21 protein-coding genes and 1 pseudogene (1 of these 22 cut by a window edge) are annotated in these 15,372 nt (G+C 40.7%); 12 read left to right on the forward strand and 10 right to left on the reverse strand.

From position 1 onward, the window contains the following. Positions 1-1,195, reverse strand: a pseudogene (ftsH, locus tag Q0192_RS08625) (ATP-dependent zinc metalloprotease FtsH); it reaches 914 nt to the left of the window's first position. Between the two features lie 50 nt (positions 1,196-1,245). Further along, complete coding sequence (gene rsfS / locus Q0192_RS08630) at positions 1,246-1,620, reverse strand: ribosome silencing factor (protein WP_299288972.1); 375 nt, start codon at positions 1,618-1,620, stop codon at positions 1,246-1,248. A 15-nt stretch (positions 1,621-1,635) separates the two neighbouring features. Here rsfS and Q0192_RS08635 point away from each other — a divergent pair, with 15 nt between their 5' ends. Genes Q0192_RS08635 through pfkA form a run of 3 tightly spaced genes read left to right on the forward strand, consistent with a single transcriptional unit; the run spans position 1,636 to position 3,916 of the window. Next, entirely contained in the window at positions 1,636-2,439 is an 804-nt protein-coding gene (locus tag Q0192_RS08635; RefSeq protein ID WP_299288975.1) for a biotin--[acetyl-CoA-carboxylase] ligase, read from the forward strand. A gap of 7 nt (positions 2,440-2,446) precedes the next feature. Beyond that, the gene (locus Q0192_RS08640) at positions 2,447-2,893 is read left to right on the forward strand and encodes a protein-disulfide reductase DsbD domain-containing protein (protein ID WP_299288978.1); all 447 of its coding nucleotides are present in this window, start codon (positions 2,447-2,449) and stop codon (positions 2,891-2,893) included. Between the two features lie 39 nt (positions 2,894-2,932). Further along, positions 2,933-3,916: a 6-phosphofructokinase gene (gene pfkA / locus Q0192_RS08645; protein ID WP_299288981.1), complete on the forward strand. Its 984-nt coding sequence runs from the start codon at positions 2,933-2,935 to the stop codon at positions 3,914-3,916. A 44-nt stretch (positions 3,917-3,960) separates the two neighbouring features. On the opposite strand, the gene Q0192_RS08650 is transcribed toward pfkA, so the two are convergent. Together Q0192_RS08650 and Q0192_RS08655 are read right to left on the reverse strand one after the other, a co-directional pair. Beyond that, positions 3,961-4,488: a 5'(3')-deoxyribonucleotidase gene (locus tag Q0192_RS08650; RefSeq protein ID WP_299288984.1), complete on the reverse strand. Its 528-nt coding sequence runs from the start codon at positions 4,486-4,488 to the stop codon at positions 3,961-3,963. Positions 4,489-4,530: 42 nt separating this feature from the next. After that, positions 4,531-4,797: a hypothetical protein gene (locus Q0192_RS08655; protein WP_299288986.1), complete on the reverse strand. Its 267-nt coding sequence runs from the start codon at positions 4,795-4,797 to the stop codon at positions 4,531-4,533. A 139-nt stretch (positions 4,798-4,936) separates the two neighbouring features. Between Q0192_RS08655 and Q0192_RS08660 the strand changes: the two genes are divergently transcribed. From Q0192_RS08660 to rplS, 4 genes are all read left to right on the forward strand, one after another. After that, complete coding sequence (locus Q0192_RS08660) at positions 4,937-5,449, forward strand: 30S ribosomal protein S16 (RefSeq protein ID WP_299288989.1); 513 nt, start codon at positions 4,937-4,939, stop codon at positions 5,447-5,449. A gap of 84 nt (positions 5,450-5,533) precedes the next feature. Continuing rightward, positions 5,534-6,058 (forward strand): ribosome maturation factor RimM, encoded by a 525-nt coding sequence (gene rimM / locus Q0192_RS08665; RefSeq protein ID WP_299288992.1) that lies wholly within the window; start codon positions 5,534-5,536, stop codon positions 6,056-6,058. 34 nt (positions 6,059-6,092) lie between these two features. Further along, a complete protein-coding gene (gene trmD, locus Q0192_RS08670) occupies positions 6,093-6,767 on the forward strand; it encodes a tRNA (guanosine(37)-N1)-methyltransferase TrmD (RefSeq protein ID WP_299288994.1) in 675 nt (224 codons plus the stop codon). 129 nt (positions 6,768-6,896) lie between these two features. After that, positions 6,897-7,244 carry a 50S ribosomal protein L19 gene (gene rplS, locus Q0192_RS08675; protein ID WP_299288997.1) on the forward strand — a complete coding sequence of 116 codons (348 nt, stop codon included), beginning with the start codon at positions 6,897-6,899 and terminating at the stop codon, positions 7,242-7,244. 251 nt (positions 7,245-7,495) lie between these two features. Here the strand turns inward: rplS and Q0192_RS08680 are convergent, their stop codons facing one another. The 4 genes from Q0192_RS08680 to Q0192_RS08695 are packed head-to-tail and all read right to left on the reverse strand — an operon-like array spanning position 7,496 to position 10,124. Continuing rightward, positions 7,496-8,161, reverse strand: a complete 666-nt coding sequence (locus Q0192_RS08680; protein WP_299288999.1) for a phosphatidylserine decarboxylase family protein — start codon at positions 8,159-8,161, stop codon at positions 7,496-7,498. Between the two features lie 21 nt (positions 8,162-8,182). Beyond that, on the reverse strand, positions 8,183-8,986 hold the full coding sequence (locus tag Q0192_RS08685; RefSeq protein ID WP_299289002.1) for a phosphatidate cytidylyltransferase: 804 nt from the start codon (positions 8,984-8,986) through the stop codon (positions 8,183-8,185). Further along, entirely contained in the window at positions 8,983-9,195 is a 213-nt protein-coding gene (locus Q0192_RS08690) for a DUF2007 domain-containing protein (protein WP_299289005.1), read from the reverse strand. The genes Q0192_RS08685 and Q0192_RS08690 overlap by 4 nt, the downstream gene beginning before the upstream one ends. Further along, positions 9,195-10,124 carry a CPBP family intramembrane glutamic endopeptidase gene (locus tag Q0192_RS08695; RefSeq protein ID WP_299289007.1) on the reverse strand — a complete coding sequence of 310 codons (930 nt, stop codon included), beginning with the start codon at positions 10,122-10,124 and terminating at the stop codon, positions 9,195-9,197. The genes Q0192_RS08690 and Q0192_RS08695 overlap by 1 nt, the downstream gene beginning before the upstream one ends. A 45-nt stretch (positions 10,125-10,169) precedes the next feature. Between Q0192_RS08695 and dusB the strand changes: the two genes are divergently transcribed. Together dusB and apaG are read left to right on the forward strand one after the other, a co-directional pair. Continuing rightward, positions 10,170-11,162: a tRNA dihydrouridine synthase DusB gene (dusB, locus tag Q0192_RS08700; protein ID WP_299289010.1), complete on the forward strand. Its 993-nt coding sequence runs from the start codon at positions 10,170-10,172 to the stop codon at positions 11,160-11,162. 46 nt (positions 11,163-11,208) lie between these two features. Further along, positions 11,209-11,595 carry a Co2+/Mg2+ efflux protein ApaG gene (gene apaG, locus Q0192_RS08705; RefSeq protein WP_299289013.1) on the forward strand — a complete coding sequence of 129 codons (387 nt, stop codon included), beginning with the start codon at positions 11,209-11,211 and terminating at the stop codon, positions 11,593-11,595. Between the two features lie 79 nt (positions 11,596-11,674). Here apaG and Q0192_RS08710 read toward each other — a convergent pair whose 3' ends face one another. After that, positions 11,675-12,370 carry a zinc metallopeptidase gene (locus Q0192_RS08710; RefSeq protein ID WP_299289016.1) on the reverse strand — a complete coding sequence of 232 codons (696 nt, stop codon included), beginning with the start codon at positions 12,368-12,370 and terminating at the stop codon, positions 11,675-11,677. Between the two features lie 323 nt (positions 12,371-12,693). On the opposite strand from Q0192_RS08710, the gene Q0192_RS08715 reads away from it, so the two are divergent. After that, a complete protein-coding gene (locus Q0192_RS08715; protein ID WP_299289019.1) occupies positions 12,694-13,002 on the forward strand; it encodes a type II toxin-antitoxin system RelE/ParE family toxin in 309 nt (102 codons plus the stop codon). 31 nt (positions 13,003-13,033) lie between these two features. After that, positions 13,034-13,321: a HigA family addiction module antitoxin gene (locus tag Q0192_RS08720; RefSeq protein WP_299289022.1), complete on the forward strand. Its 288-nt coding sequence runs from the start codon at positions 13,034-13,036 to the stop codon at positions 13,319-13,321. Positions 13,322-13,360: 39 nt separating this feature from the next. On the opposite strand, the gene murF is transcribed toward Q0192_RS08720, so the two are convergent. Further along, positions 13,361-14,671, reverse strand: a complete 1,311-nt coding sequence (gene murF, locus Q0192_RS08725; protein ID WP_299289025.1) for a UDP-N-acetylmuramoyl-tripeptide--D-alanyl-D-alanine ligase — start codon at positions 14,669-14,671, stop codon at positions 13,361-13,363. 163 nt (positions 14,672-14,834) lie between these two features. Here murF and Q0192_RS08730 point away from each other — a divergent pair. Beyond that, on the forward strand, positions 14,835-15,372 hold a 538-nt coding region (locus tag Q0192_RS08730), incomplete at its 3' end, for a M14 family zinc carboxypeptidase (protein ID WP_299289028.1).

The raw sequence follows: 15,372 nt of genomic DNA on the forward strand, positions 1-15,372 counted from the left end.
GTTGTAAATGGACTTTGAAAATTTGCTCCCGGCCGTTTAAATCTGGCTTATCAATAGAAACTTGTCTGTCAAAACGTCCTGGCCGCATTAAAGCAGAATCCAAAACATCCGGACGGTTGGTTGCAGCCAAAATAATACTCCCGGAATCTGTACCGAAACCATCCATTTCTACCAGCAACTGGTTCAATGTGTTTTCGCGCTCATCGTTGCCACCAACAATATTGTTTTTGCCACGGGCACGGCCAATCGCATCAATTTCATCAATAAAAATGATACACGGTGCTTTGTCTTTTGCCTGCTTAAACAAATCACGTACACGGGAAGCACCAACACCAACAAACATTTCCACAAAATCAGAACCAGAAAGCGAGAAAAAAGGAACTTGCGCTTCGCCAGCTACTGCTTTTGCCAGCAAAGTTTTACCTGTTCCTGGCGCGCCAATCAACAGCGCACCTTTTGGTATTTTACCACCCAAATTGGTATATTTCTTAGGGTTTTTAAGGAAATCTACAATCTCCATCACTTCCTGCTTGGCTTCTTCCAAACCAGCAACATCGTTAAAAGTAACGTTTACCTGAGATTCTTTATCAAATAAAGTTGCTTTGGATTTACCGATGTTAAAGATTTGTCCGCCAGGCCCGCCGCCAGCCCCACCGCCCATACGGCGCATAATTAGCAACCACATGCCGGCAAATAAAGCTACCATAATAATGGTTTGTACCAGCCAACTGGAAAAAAAGCTTTCGTGTTGCTCATAACTAATTGGCACTTTTTGCGCGTCCGGCACGTCTTTTTGCGCATTTTGCACCGATGCTTTCAAGCTTTCGTAAGATGCATCGGTAAAGTAATACTGTGCATTATCGGTAGCCATATTGAACGAACGTTTATCACGTACCGGAGCGTATTCCGGTTTGCTTAAGCTGTCTTTTTTGATGTAAACTTCGGCAACTACCAGATCGCCGTTTTTGTAGGCAACAATTTTATCAACGTCGCCTTTTCTAAGCATATCACTTTCAAATTTTTGAAAGTTAATGAGTGAACCTCCGCTGCCGCCAAAAAAATAAGGTACAACCAGCAATGCGATAATCGCGATTGCATAAATCCACATAAAATTAAATTTAGGTGGTTTTGGTGTAGTTTTTTTATTGGGTATCCTGCGGATGGTTTTCTGATTTTCAGAGTTTTTTTCTTTCATTTTTTACGAACACATATTTTATAACTTACGCTACAGGACCTGAAACTACTTTAAGCACTTTTATAGGATTTAAACTCGGCATCGCCCCACAATTCTTCTATTCCGTAAAACTCGCGTTTATCAGTCTTAAATATGTGCACTACAACGTCAATATAATCTAATAAAATCCACTCACCGTATTCAAAGCCTTCTTTCCGCCAAGGATCTTGCTTTAAAGCTTTATAAACTTCTTCTTCCACACTTCCTGCAATCGCTTTTACCTGAGTGGTAGATTCTGCATGGCAAATCACAAAGTAATCTGACACCGAACTGCGGATATTTCTGAGGTCTAATCTTACAATATCATTGCCTTTTTTTTCCTGGATTCCATTGATGATGATTTCCGAAATTAAAGTTGATTCTAATTTATTCTTGTTTATTACCATTAAAAACACTTAGTTTTGAAAACGAATTTACACACCTTTTATTCTACTTTGCAAAATAACACAATTTCGGGTGCATTTGTTGGACAAAATATTCTGACATATAAGGAGATAACTTCTACCAATGACCTGCTGAAACAATTGGTTGCAAATTTTAAGCCATTGCCCGAAGGAACAGTCATTATGGCAGAACATCAAACGGCGGGAAAAGGCCAGCAGCAAAACGGCTGGCACAGCGAAGCCGGAAAAAACTTAACTTGCAGTTTGCTTTTATATCCGCTGTTTTTATCGCCTCAAAATTCGTTTAATTTAATTGCTGCTGTTGGTTTGGGTGTGATAAAATCTCTGCAGCAAATTTTGGGAAACCAAACCCGCTTAAAATGGCCGAACGATATTTACCACGGACAAAAAAAATTGGGCGGTATATTGATCGAAAACAGTATTGCCGGTAATGCCATTAAAAGCGCCGTTGTTGGCATCGGGATCAACATTAACCAGGAAAATTTTCCTGCCCATCTGCCAAATCCTGTTTCCGTTAAACAAATACTTTCAGAAAATTATGCCATAAAAGAAGTATTGTTGCAGATTTGCGCCGGCATTGAGTTTTATTATTTAAAGTTGAAGGCCGGGAAATCCGAAGAAATCAAACAGGAATATTTGGACAACTTGTACGGTTTTGGCCGGAAATTAAAGTTTCAAACCAAAGACGAAATATTTGAAGGAGAAATTTGTGCCGTAAGCCCTTCTGGTCTTTTGGGTGTCAAAAAAGAAAACGAAACTGTATTTTATGATTTGAAACAGATCAAATTTATTTTTAATTAAAAACATCATGAAAAAACTAATGCTTCTTTTAGCCATATCTTTTTTAAGTTTTGGCTTGTCTGCTCAAATTTTGCAACCAGTAAAATGGTCATATGCGGCAAAAAAAATCAATAAAACCGAAGCGGTGCTTTTGATTAAGGCAACCATTGATAACGGCTGGCACATTTACTCAACCCAGCAAAAAGAAGGCGGCCCGGTAAAAACGACAATTGATTTTACACCTTCAAAAGACTATGCTTTAAACGGAGCATTGGCAGAACCAAAGCCGGTTACCAAAATGGAGCAGGTTTTTAAAATGAATGTCCTATATTTTGAAAAGTCGGTTATCTTTCAGCAAAAAATAAAACTGAAAAAAGACCAGGCCAACATCAAAGGCAAAGTTGAATACATGGTTTGCAACGATAAACAATGTCTGCCGCCAGAAGATATTGACTTTAGCATCCCGGTTAAATAGTTTATCAGCAACTTATTTAACTCAATAATTGATTTTATTATGAGTACTACATCTATAGAAAATATTGGCGTATTTACTTCGGGCGGTGATTCGCCGGGGATGAATGCCGCTATCCGCTCCGTTGTGCGCACGGCTTTATATTACAACATCCAGGTTACCGGTATCCGTCGGGGTTACGAAGGCATGATCAACGGCGATATGTTTATCATGGACCGCCGTTCGGTTGCCAATATTGTACAACGCGGCGGAACGATCCTAAAAACTGCCAGAAGCGAACAGTTCAGAACGATAGAAGGCAGAAAATTGGCTTACCAGCAACTGCAAAAAAACAAAGTTGATGCCCTGGTTGCCATTGGCGGAGACGGAACATTCGCTGCAGCAAAAATATTCGGGCAGGAATTTAATATTCCGATTGTAGGCATGCCAGCAACTATTGATAATGATTTGTTCGGGACAGATTTTACCATTGGTTATGATACTGCGATCAACACTGTTATCAATGCCGTAGATAGGATTCGGGACACGGCAGAATCCCACGACCGATTGTTTATTGTAGAAGTAATGGGCCGCGATGGTGGTTTGATTGCTTTACGGACAGGCATTGCAACTGGTGCAGAAGCGATTTTAATACCGGGAACGACGACCGACATTGAAGCCATCTATTCGCGTTTAGAGCGCGACAGAAGGCATAAAGCATCAAAAATTATTATCGTGGCCGAAGGCGAAGAAGAAGGCGGCGCGTTTAAAATTGGCGACCAGATCAAAGAAAAATACCCGAATTATGATACCCGGGTTTCTATTTTGGGCCACATCCAGCGCGGCGGCAGCCCAAGTTGTATGGACCGGGTTTTGGCCAGTCGTGTTGGCGTTGCCGCGGTAGAAGGTTTGCTGGACGGCCACCGCAACGAAATGTTTGGCTTGATACACAATACAATCACCAGTACCGATTTTTCTCAAACCGTTAAACACAACACGGTTATCAACCCCAATTTTTTAAAGATCGTAGAAATCCTGTCTTTGTAAATTTTAGGTAGTAAAAGAAGCATGCTTCTTTTACTACCTAAAATTTATAATAGTTTGGCGGCAACTTCTTCCCAGGTGTTTACGCGTTCAAACTCGGTAATCAATTTATTATGGGGAGAAGTAAACAGCAGCGGCCTGCCATCAAAAGCGGTAAAATTACGGCTGCGGTCATCAATCATCATATCAACATTTACTATTTTTAAGCCGCAAAAAATAGTGCGCTGCCAGGGGATGAACGGAAAATGATCTGCCAGCCAATCCACTTTATCTTCCAGCGAGTTCCGAAATTCCATTGCGGCAGAAACGATAAACACATCGTACTTCTGGTCTAACTCTTTCACCACGCGCTGGCTGTCTTTAATCACTTCCAAATCCCGGAAAAAACCTTTTTCGTAAATGTGTTTTCTAAAATCTCCGGCAATAGGTTCGGGCAAAATGTGGTAAAATTCCTGGCCGTCTTTCAGTTCCTGTAAAACCTCGTTTGGGTGGTCTCGTTTATATAAATATTGAAATTTGGCAATTACATCTGCCAAAACTTCATCCATATCAATGGCAATACGTTGTTTTTCCATAAACAAAAATAGCCAGTTTAATTAAACTGGCTATTAAAGTATTTATAAGGTTTTAAAGTTTTCTTGTTTGGAAGGCTCGTTTGGGGCGGGTTTATAGATAGCGCCGGTAGCAAAATCAACAATAGTTCCCGGCCAAAAAAGGATAACATCAGCAATTAATGCGCCTACACGTACCCTTCTTTGTGGTTCGCCGTCTTTTGGCCGGGTACGCTGATAGGTATTAACATGGCCGCCAAAAACAGTGGCGCAACTTGAGCAAAAAATGCACACAGTTAACAATAGTAGAATGCTTAGTTGAATTTTTTTCATAGTAATTATATTTGTTTGATTAAAAAAGCGTGAGCCATAAATATATAATTATTACATTGATAAAATAGTAATAATTTCCTACTTTTGCAGCCCCGCAACAAAAAGTTCCGGGGGATATGTTGAATACATAAAACAAAAAATGGCAACAAAAATCAGATTACAAAGACACGGTAAAAAAGGCAAAGCTTTTTATTACATCGTAGTAGCCGATGAGCGCGCACCACGTGATGGCCGTTTCATCGAGCGTTTAGGTTCTTATAACCCAAACACCAACCCGGCAACCATCAACATTAATTTTGATAAAACGCTGGAATGGGTAAACACAGGCGCGCAACCAACCGATACCTGCCGTGCAATTTTGGCCTACAAAGGCGTAATGTACAAAAAGCACTTGCAAGGCGGCGTTAAAAAAGGTGCCTTAACGGCAGAACAAGCCGATGCAAAATTTGCAGAATGGGCCGAACAAAAAGAAAACAAGATCAGCGGAAAGAAAACTGATTTAGGTTCTGCAAAAGACGAAGCGCGTAAAGCAGCTTTGGCTGCAGAAGCTAAGAAAAATGCTGATCGTGCCGCAGCAATTACTGCTAAAAACACACCACCGGCACCAGAACCTGTTGCTGCTGATGAAGCAACCGAAACTCCGGCTGAGTAATTAAAAATATAAATCAAATTTATAGCGAAGCAGCTTCTTGCAACAGAAGCGCTTCGCTATACTTGTTTTAGCACCTTTTTATTGATGACAACAGAAGATCATTTCCAAATAGGAACCGTTACCAAAACGCGTGGTTTAAAAGGCGAACTGCAGGTTTTTGTTGCTTTTGATGAACCCGAAAAGCTAAAATTTACCACTTTGTTTATTGAGCTTGGCGGCAAACAGGTTCCGTATTTTGTAACGTTTTTTAAACTTCCGCAAAAAAATATTGCTTATGTTTTGTTGGAAGATGTGGACACCATTGAAAAGGCAGCTTTGCTGGTCAAAAAGAACGTGTTTTTATCCAACAAAAACAAACCCAAAAAGAAGAAGAATGAGTTTGGTCTGAAAGATCTGCTGAACTTTATTGCGGTAGATGAGAACGAAGGCGAACTGGGCGAGATCATCGAAATCCACGAATATCCGCAGCAGTTTATTGCTACCGTTTCTTACAAAAACCAAGAAGTGCTTTTCCCGCTTAATGAAAGTATTATCAAAGGAATTGATGTGGTAAAAGGCGTAGTTACGGTGGATTTGCCGGAAGGTTTGCTGGATGTTTATTTGGAGTGATTAACCTTTCCCCCCAACACCTTACCTTTGCCCAATGCGTTTTGATATCATCACTGTTTTGCCCGGATTACTGGAAAGCCCCTTTGCCCATTCCATTTTACAACGCGCGCAGAAAAAAAGTATCGCCGAAATCTACGTCCACAATTTGCGGGATTATGCAACCAACAAGCAAAAAAGTGTGGACGATTATCCGTACGGCGGTGGCGGCGGCATGGTGATGGGCGTAGAGCCTTTTGCCAATTGCATCGAACATTTAAAATCGGAGCGGGAATACGATGAAATCATTTTTATGTCGCCCGACGGGGAAACATTGAACCAGCAAATCGCCAATAATTTATCCCTTAAAAGAAGCATCATGATTTTGTGCGGACATTACAAAGGGATTGATCAGCGCATTCGGGATACTTTTGTTACGCGAGAAATTTCTGTTGGCGATTATGTACTTTCGGGAGGGGAATTACCGGCAGCAGTTTTGGTAGATGCTGTGGTGCGGTTGATTCCGGGCGTGCTTTCTGATGAAACTTCTGCTTTGTCTGATTCTTTTCAGGATGGACTATTGGACGCGCCTTTGTACACACGGCCGGCAGAATGGAACGGACAAGCCGTTCCGTCAGTTTTGCTAAGCGGGAATGCAGGCGAGATAGAAAAATGGCGGCACGAACAAGCTTTGGAGCGGACAAAGCAACGCCGGCCTGATTTGCTTACGTGATACTGTTTTTATGTGCATAAAAATTGGAATGTTGAAAAATTTAAATCAACCTTTAAAAATTAATTTAAAATCCCTATACTTGCAATCCGATTTTTACGGGTTAAAAATCGTTATTAAGAGCTTAAAATCATGGATTTAGTAAAATTTGTTGAAGAACAAAACATAGTTAAAAGCACGTTGCCTTCCTTTAAAGCTGGCGATACCGTTAGTGTTTATTACAAAATCAGGGAAGGCGCCAAGGAGCGTATTCAGCTTTACCAAGGCGTTGTGATCCAGCGTAACAGTACGGGCGCCCACGAAACATTTACCGTTCGTAAAGTTTCTAATGGTATTGGTGTTGAGCGGATTTTTCCAGTTAATTCGCCAAACATTGACAAAGTAGAAGTGAACAGCCATGGTAAAGTACGTCGTGCCAAATTGTTTTACCTGCGCGAATTAACCGGTAAAGCAGCACGTATTAAATCTAAAAGAGTTTAAGCTTTTTAAAGATATTTGGTTGATAAAAGAAGCCTTTCAGATTTTTCTGAAAGGCTTCTTTTGTGAGGTAAATTTTGAGATTGATTTTTCCTTGCTGTCATTTCGACCGTAGGGAGAAATCTTCTTTAAAATATTCATGCTTCTTTTATCGGCATAAAATTAAAGAGATCAACTTGCTGAAAGAAGATTTCTACCTGCGGTTGAAATGACAGAACCTGACAGTTGGATAGCAGCTGAATAAAATCAATCATTCAATCCGTTACCAATTCTGCCAAAACCGTTCTTCCGCCTTTTACGGTTTCGCCTAAGTTGACGTTTACTTTGGTTCCCAGCGGTAAAAAAACATCTACGCGCGAACCAAATTTGATAAAGCCAAACTGGTCGCCTTGTTTTACTTCGTCGCCTTCTTTTACGTACCAAACAATTCGTCGGGCCATCGCGCCGGCAATCTGTCTAAACAAAACCGGAATTCCTTGATGCGTTTCTACCACAACTGTCGTCCGTTCGTTTTCGGTTGAGGATTTTGGATGCCAGGCCACCAAATATTTTCCGGCGTGATATTTAAAGTATTTTACTACGCCCGTAATCGGGTTTCGGTTTACATGGACATTTATGGGCGACATAAAAATCGAAATTTGCAAACGTTTATCTTTTAAATATTCAGTTTCCTGCGCTTCTTCGATAACCACCACTTTGCCATCTGCCGGGCAAACTACCAGTTTTTCATCTTGCGTAACCGCTATTTTTGGGTTTCTAAAAAATTGCAGCACCACCAGAAAAAGAATGGCCGAGAAAATGTAAATCACCCAATGAAAAGTATTTGCATCGGGAAAATAAAATTGAACGAGTGCATTGAGCACGAAAATGAACAGGATACTTAATGCGATGGTATTGTAGCCTTCTTTATGGATCGTCATGCGTAAAAATAGCGTAGTAAATTACAAAACAAGGTAAAGGTAAATAAAAACTAACGGAGCCGCCATTAAAAGTCCGTCGAAACGGTCCAGTAAGCCGCCGTGGCCCGGCAGAATATTGCCCGAATCTTTTACGTTGATGCTTCTTTTAAGCATACTTTCTACCAGGTCGCTCATCGTGCCAAAAACAGAAATGATGATGCCGATGATGATCCAATGCAACGAAGAAATTTCTTTAAAATAACAGCTGATGACGAAAGCAATTACAGCCGTCAAAATCAAACCGCCGATAAATCCTTCCCAGGTTTTTTTGGGCGAATGACGTTCGAACAATTTGGTTTTACCGAGTTTTCTCCCCGTCAAATAAGCGCAGGTATCGTTCGTCCATAATAAAAGGATGAAGCCTAACGAAAAATGCGGGTTGAAATTTTTTTGCACAAAAGCCATCGCTATAAAAAATACAAAAGGCAGCAACGTATAGATTAAGCCTAAAAAAGTATAAGCAATTTGGTGGAAGGGTTTTTCTGATTTTCGGTACAATTCGGCAAAAAAAATGCTTACGGCAATCGGAATGATGGACACTGAAAAATAGGTGGTAAAAGAAGCATCGAACCAAAAAGAAGCAGCGGCCGCGCAAATAACCAAACCGAGCATTAAGCCTAAAATTTGCTGCGGATAAATACCGGTAGTTTTAATCAAACCATAAAACTCAAACAGCGAAAGTAAGGCCAACAACGAGAAGAAACCCACAAAAACAGATGGCCCGAAAAAGAACGCGGCCAGCATCACCACCACAAAAAAGAAACCGGTTATGGCGCGGGTTTTCATGGGTTAATGTCGTTTAAAACCATGATTTCAATGGCCTGGCTAAAAGACGATTTGTGGATGTAAACGTCAATCTGCCCAAATACTTTGTGCGCCGAATCCTGTTTGTTCATCAACACCACTTCCATTTCGTGCTGCGTTAAAAGCTGTTTAACCAGTTCGGCCTGAAAAAAATTGGTGGAAGTATAAATTTTAACCCAGTCTGCTTCCATTATGCTTCCTGTAAATCCTTTTGTTTGGGTTGAGACAATTTTTGATAGGCTAAAAACAGTACGAGCGTAAGGATCAAACTGAATGCATAACTCTTCCAATCAAATAAATGCTGCTCGTCTGGGTTGGTTTTGATCATTTTTAACTGGTACAGATAACTAACTACCAAAGCGGTTCCATTGTTTAAAAAATGGCCTAAAACGCCCGGCCAGATACTGCCGCTCCAGGCCGCAAAATAGCCGAAGAAAACGCCCAGCATCATGCGCGGCAAAAACCCGAAAAACTGGAAATGGATGGCACTGAATAAGGCCGCCGTAATCCAGATTCCCCAGTGCATATTTCTTGTCCAGCCGGTAAAAATTTGCTGGAAGCAGCCGCGGAAAATAAATTCTTCGGAAACGGCCGGCAAAATGGCAATCATCAGCAGGTTGACGATAAAACTTGCCGGGCTTTTCATCTGCAACAAAATCTCTGTTTGCTGGCCGGCGTTGTCTTCCATGTTGCGCATCCATCGTTCCAAGCCTTTTAAAAACTGCGGAAAAACCATTTTTTGGTTGAGGTTGATGAGCATTTCCATCAGCGGCGAAGAAACGAGCATGATAAAAAATACCAGTAAAAGAAGTATCAGCGGAAAACGCCAGTTTGCTTTGAGATAAGGAACGGGCTGCCTTACAATTACTTTGGCAAAAAAGATGGCCGGAATCAAAAACCCAAAAATGGACGAACCCATTTGCATAATTTTTAAACTGTTGAGCGTGCTTTCGGGCATATTGGCGCTCATGTTCAACATCGCACCAAAAGCAGAAGGGCCGTAAAGAATTACCACGATCACACCGCAAATCAATCCGCCCAAAACTAAACCGGCCACAGCAAGCAGCACCAGCAGCAAAAACTGCAACGCGTACGACATTTGGTAATAAGGCTTTTCCATCAACTGCTGATAAATTACGTAAATTTGCAGGGCTTAAAGATAAACATGTCTGTTCAAATAGGAAATATTGATCTGGGAGAATTCCCGTTGTTGCTGGCGCCGATGGAAGATGTGAGCGATCCGCCGTTCCGTTATGTTTGTAAGCAAAACGGTGCCGATATGATGTACACGGAGTTTATTTCTTCGGAAGGATTGATCCGTGATGCGGCCAAAAGCAGGCAAAAGCTGGATATCTTTGAATACGAGCGGCCGATAGGCATTCAAATTTTTGGCAGCAGCATCGAAAGTATGCGCGAAGCAACACAAATTGCAACGAAAGCCAATCCGGATTTGATTGACATTAATTATGGCTGCCCGGTAAAAAATGTAGCTTGCAGAGGTGCAGGCGCAAGTTTGTTGCAGGACATTGATAAAATGGTAGCCATGACGAAAGCTGTGGTTGAAGCAACACATTTACCGGTTACCGTAAAAACACGTTTGGGCTGGGACGACCATACCAAAAATATTTATACCGTTGCCGAGCGTTTGCAGGAAGTTGGTATTAAAGCGTTAACCATTCATGGCCGTACGCGCGCACAGATGTACAAAGGCGAGGCCGACTGGCGATTAATTAGCGAAGTAAAAAAGAATCCGAACATTGAAATCCCAATTTTTGGCAACGGAGATATTGATTCGCCGGAAAAAGCGCTGGCCTGGAAACAGGAGTTTGGTGTGGACGGTATGATGATCGGACGCGCTTCGATCGGAAACCCATGGATTTTTAGGGAAATAAAAAATTATCTCAAAACAGGCAACTTTTTGCCCAAGCCTACGATAGAAGAACGGGTGGAGGTTTGCAAAACACATCTGCAAAAATCAATTGCCTGGAAAGGGCCAAAAACCGGGATTTTTGAAATGCGCCGCCATTACGCCAATTATTTTAAAGGCGTAGAAAATTTTAAAGAAACCCGGATGAAATTGGTTGCTTCCGAAAATTTGGAAGAAATTTATGACATTTTGGAAGGAATCAAAACGGCACACGCTTTGGTTATGGCGTGATTGTTGAAGAATGCTTCTTTTATCACATTAAAATTTGACAAGCTTTATGGTGAACACAATTACCGACGGTGTTAAAGTTTCCATAGAAACACTGTACCAACAAGAATATTCTAACCCGGCAAACGAACATTTTATGTTTGCTTATAAAGTCAACATCGAAAATATGACCGATTATGCCGTGCAATTAATGCGCAGGCATTGGCATATTTTTGATTCTAACGGAACGCACCGCGAAGTTGAAGGCGAAGGTGTTGTTGGTTTGCAACCGGTTATCGAACCAGGAAATCAGCATGAATACGTTTCGGGCTGTAATTTAAAAACCGAAATGGGCACTATGAAAGGTGAATACCAAATGCTGCGTTTGCTGGATAACCACCAATTTGACGTTCAAATTCCGGAGTTTCAATTAGTTGCTCCTTACAAGCTGAATTAAGATACTTCTTTTACTGGCATAAAAACAGTACGGCCCCGATCATTGATCGGGGCCGTACTTGTAAAAAGCTTTTCTGAAATTAATTTCTTCTACTGTTAAACAAAAAAGAAGCGTAATAAACCAAAGTTGCTAAGGCACTTAAAGCAGCAACAACGTAAGTCATGGCAGCCCACCACAACGCATCTTTTGCTTCTTCGTGTTCTTCGCTGGTTTGCATCACCGTATAATTGTTGTTTAGCCAGGCCAAAGCACGGTTGCTGGCATCAAACTCAACCGGTAAAGTAATAAAGCTGAAAGCCGTAACCAAAGCCAAAGCAACTACGCCAACGCCTAAAACGATCGGGTTTCCGCTAAAAACCAGCAACATAATACCAATCATCAAAGTCCATTGCGTGATGGTTGAAGCCGTTTGCACAATCGGGACTATAGCCGAACGGAAAGTTAACCAAGCATAAGCTTTCGCGTGTTGCACAGCGTGGCCACATTCGTGGGCAGCAATGGCAGCAGAAGCAACACTTCGGCTTTCGTAAACATCTCCGCTTAAATTCACGGTTTTATTTTCCGGGTTGTAATGGTCGGTCAATTGTCCATCTACAGAAATCACTTTGACATCGTAAATACCGTTATCATGCAGCATTCTTTCGGCCACTTCTTTGCCGGATAAACCCGAAAGCAACGGAAGTTCGGCATACTGTTTAAACTTGCTTTTAAAACGCCATTGCACGCCAAAACTAAGCAGCGCGATGGCAATCATCAATAAATATCCTAAACCCATTTTGTTGTTTCCTTTTTTATGTTGATAACGGTATTTCAAAAAGTATTCCGATTATCAATTTTATGCTGATAAAAGAAGCATCAGCAAAAACCTGACAATTGGGCAGAAGTTGGTACGGATGCTTTATAATAAGTTTATATAAATATTATAACCAAAATTTGGTTATTTAAAAAACAATTACTCTCTTTGTAGCAATAAACCCTTTAACGAAAAATGGAAAAAAATTATAAAAATAATCGTTGCAAAAGCTCCTAACTTAACACAAGAGCTAATGCTTAATCAATAAGTCCTTTCCAGGAAAGGTGCTTATCAAATAAATTAAAATGATTTTAAAAATTGAAGATTCTTATTTAGCTGAATTAGCAAAAGATCAACCATTAATAGGTAAGCAAGATTTTCCTGAAGAAGTAATTAAGGCTTTTAAAAGGCGTTTGTTTCAAATAAAGGCAGCACAAAATACGCTGGAATTAAGAAGCAATAAAAGTCTTCATTTTGAAAAGTTAAAAGAGAAAAGATATAAGGACAAGTATTCAATACGACTGAACAAATCGTATCGACTTATATTTAGAATAGATAAACAGGGCAATGTTGAAATTATCTACATCGAAGAAATTTCAAATCATTACTCATAAAATACGTCTTAATAGGCGTTACAAATAATCTATGGGCAATCAAGTATTAGATCATACTGGTAAAGAAATTGAAATTGAGGCATTTCATCCCGGAGAATTTTTGCTGGAAGAAATAGAAGAAAGAGGACTCTTAAAGAAAGATGTAGCCCAAGCACTGGGCATTTTACCACATCATTTAAGCGAAATTTTTGCCGGTAAAAGAAATATTTCAGCAAAACTCGCCATCAAGATTGAAAAGTTTTTAGGAATCAGTTCTCATTACTGGTTAGGTATGCAAATGGAATATGATCTTTATATAGCTAAAAAGGAATTTGCATAAATGTGTACTTCCAAAATTGAAGTCGTAGCTTTTGTCCTCCTACAAAAGCTCCAGCAAACTTTCCAATTTCATACTCCTCGAACCTTTTACCAAAACAGTTGCATTGGTTATTGGCGAAGATTTTAGGGCGATAAAGGCAGCATCGGTAATTTCAAAAAAAGTACCGGTAAAAGAAGCATGGTGCTGGTAAAAAGCTGAACCGATAAAAATCCGTTGATCGGCTGCAATTTCGTTTGCTTTTTTGATGATCAGTTCGTGTTCTGCGGAGGAGTGCTCGCCCAGTTCAAACATATCGCCTAAAATCAAAACTTTTTTATTGGCCGTAATGGCATCCAAATTTTTGATGGCAACTTCCATGCTGCTTGGGTTGGCGTTGTAATAATCGCAAATCAGCGTATTGGTTTTGGTTTGAACGATTTGCGAGCGGCTGTTTTCCGGCTGATAACTTTCAATTCCTGTATTAATTTGCTCTGCAGAAAGTTTAAAATGGTTTCCGATACAAATGGCTGCCAAAATATTATCAAAGTTGTAACTTCCGGTCAATTGTGTTTGTACTTCCTGTTTTTGGGTTGAAGTCCCTTCATTTGCCTGCCATTCGATTTTTAACAGCGGCACATTTTCCAATATTTCCCCGGAAACTGAATTCGTTTCATCTTTTCCGTAATAAACCACGTGTTTAAAATGCCGGTGGAAAGTCATTTCCTCTAAAATCAAATCGTCGTGGTTTGCAAAAACAGTCCCGCTAGTTTGCTCTAAAAAATCAAACAACTCGCCTTTGCCTTTCCGCACGCCTTCGGGGCCGCCAAAACCTTCCAAATGCGCCTTGCCAATGTTGGTAATTAAACCGTGCGTGGGTTGCGCAATGCTGCATAAAAAAGCAATTTCCTGTTGGTGGTTGGCGCCCATTTCGATAATGGCTATTTCTGTTTCACGTGAAATAGATAAAAGCGTAAGCGGAACACCAATGTGGTTATTCAGGTTTCCTTTGGTGGCGTACGTTTTAAAACGCTGGTTCAAAACAGAATTGATCAGTTCTTTCGTTGTCGTTTTTCCGTTGGAGCCTGTTAAACCAATTACCGGAATGTTTAATTGTTTCCGATGGTATCGTGCTAAATCCTGCAAAGCCGCAAGCACATCATCCACCAAAATAAAACGGTCGCTTTTACGATAGGCAGCTTCATCAATTACGGCATACGCGGCACCCATTTCCAGCGCTTTTTCGGCAAATGTGTTGGCGTTAAAGTTTGCTCCTTTTAAAGCGAAAAAAATGCTGTTGGGAGTAATTTTACGCGTATCGGTGGAAATATGTGGGTGTTGGAGGAAGATTTGGTAAAGCTGTTCGGTTGTCATGATGGCAATTTTAAGGAATTCTAATATATGGAATGAAAATCCAAAAGCTTATTTTAGTTTTCCTTCATTTTCTAAAATAAGCCTTTCTGCAAATTTCCTTTTACAAACGCAAACCGTACACAAAAATCAATAGCTTAGGCTTTTTGAAATATTTTCTCTTTCCATGAAAAAACTGATACTGTTTTTACCGATACTTTTTTGGGCTACGGTTTTAAAAGCACAAAAAATACAATCACCGGCCGAATTTTTAGGTTATACTTTGGGCGATAGGTTTACGCAACATTACCGCATTGCAGAATATTTCAGGTACATCGCGCAAGCTTCAAAAAATGTAAAATTAGTGCAATACGGAAGCACGAGCGAAGGTCGGCCACTTTTGGCTGCGTTTATTGCTTCGGATGAAAATATTGGCCGGTTGGAAGACATCCGCCAGAATAATTTAAGATTGGCAGGATTAAGTTCCGGTCAGGGAAGTACAGATTTCCCGGCCATCGTTTGGCTAAATTATAACATCCACGGCAACGAGCCCAGCTCCAGCGAAGCAGCCATGCAGATGCTGTACGAATTGGTTGATCCGTCTAACACCAAATCAAAAAACTGGCTACAACATACCGTTGTGGTAATTGATCCTTGCCAAAACCCCGATGGCCGCGAACGTTACGTAAACTTTTATAATCCGGTTCATGCCACGCCGCCAGATG

This window comes from uncultured Mucilaginibacter sp. (assembly GCF_937859865.1).
In the GTDB taxonomy this organism is placed as follows: Bacteria; Bacteroidota; Bacteroidia; order Sphingobacteriales; family Sphingobacteriaceae; genus Mucilaginibacter_A.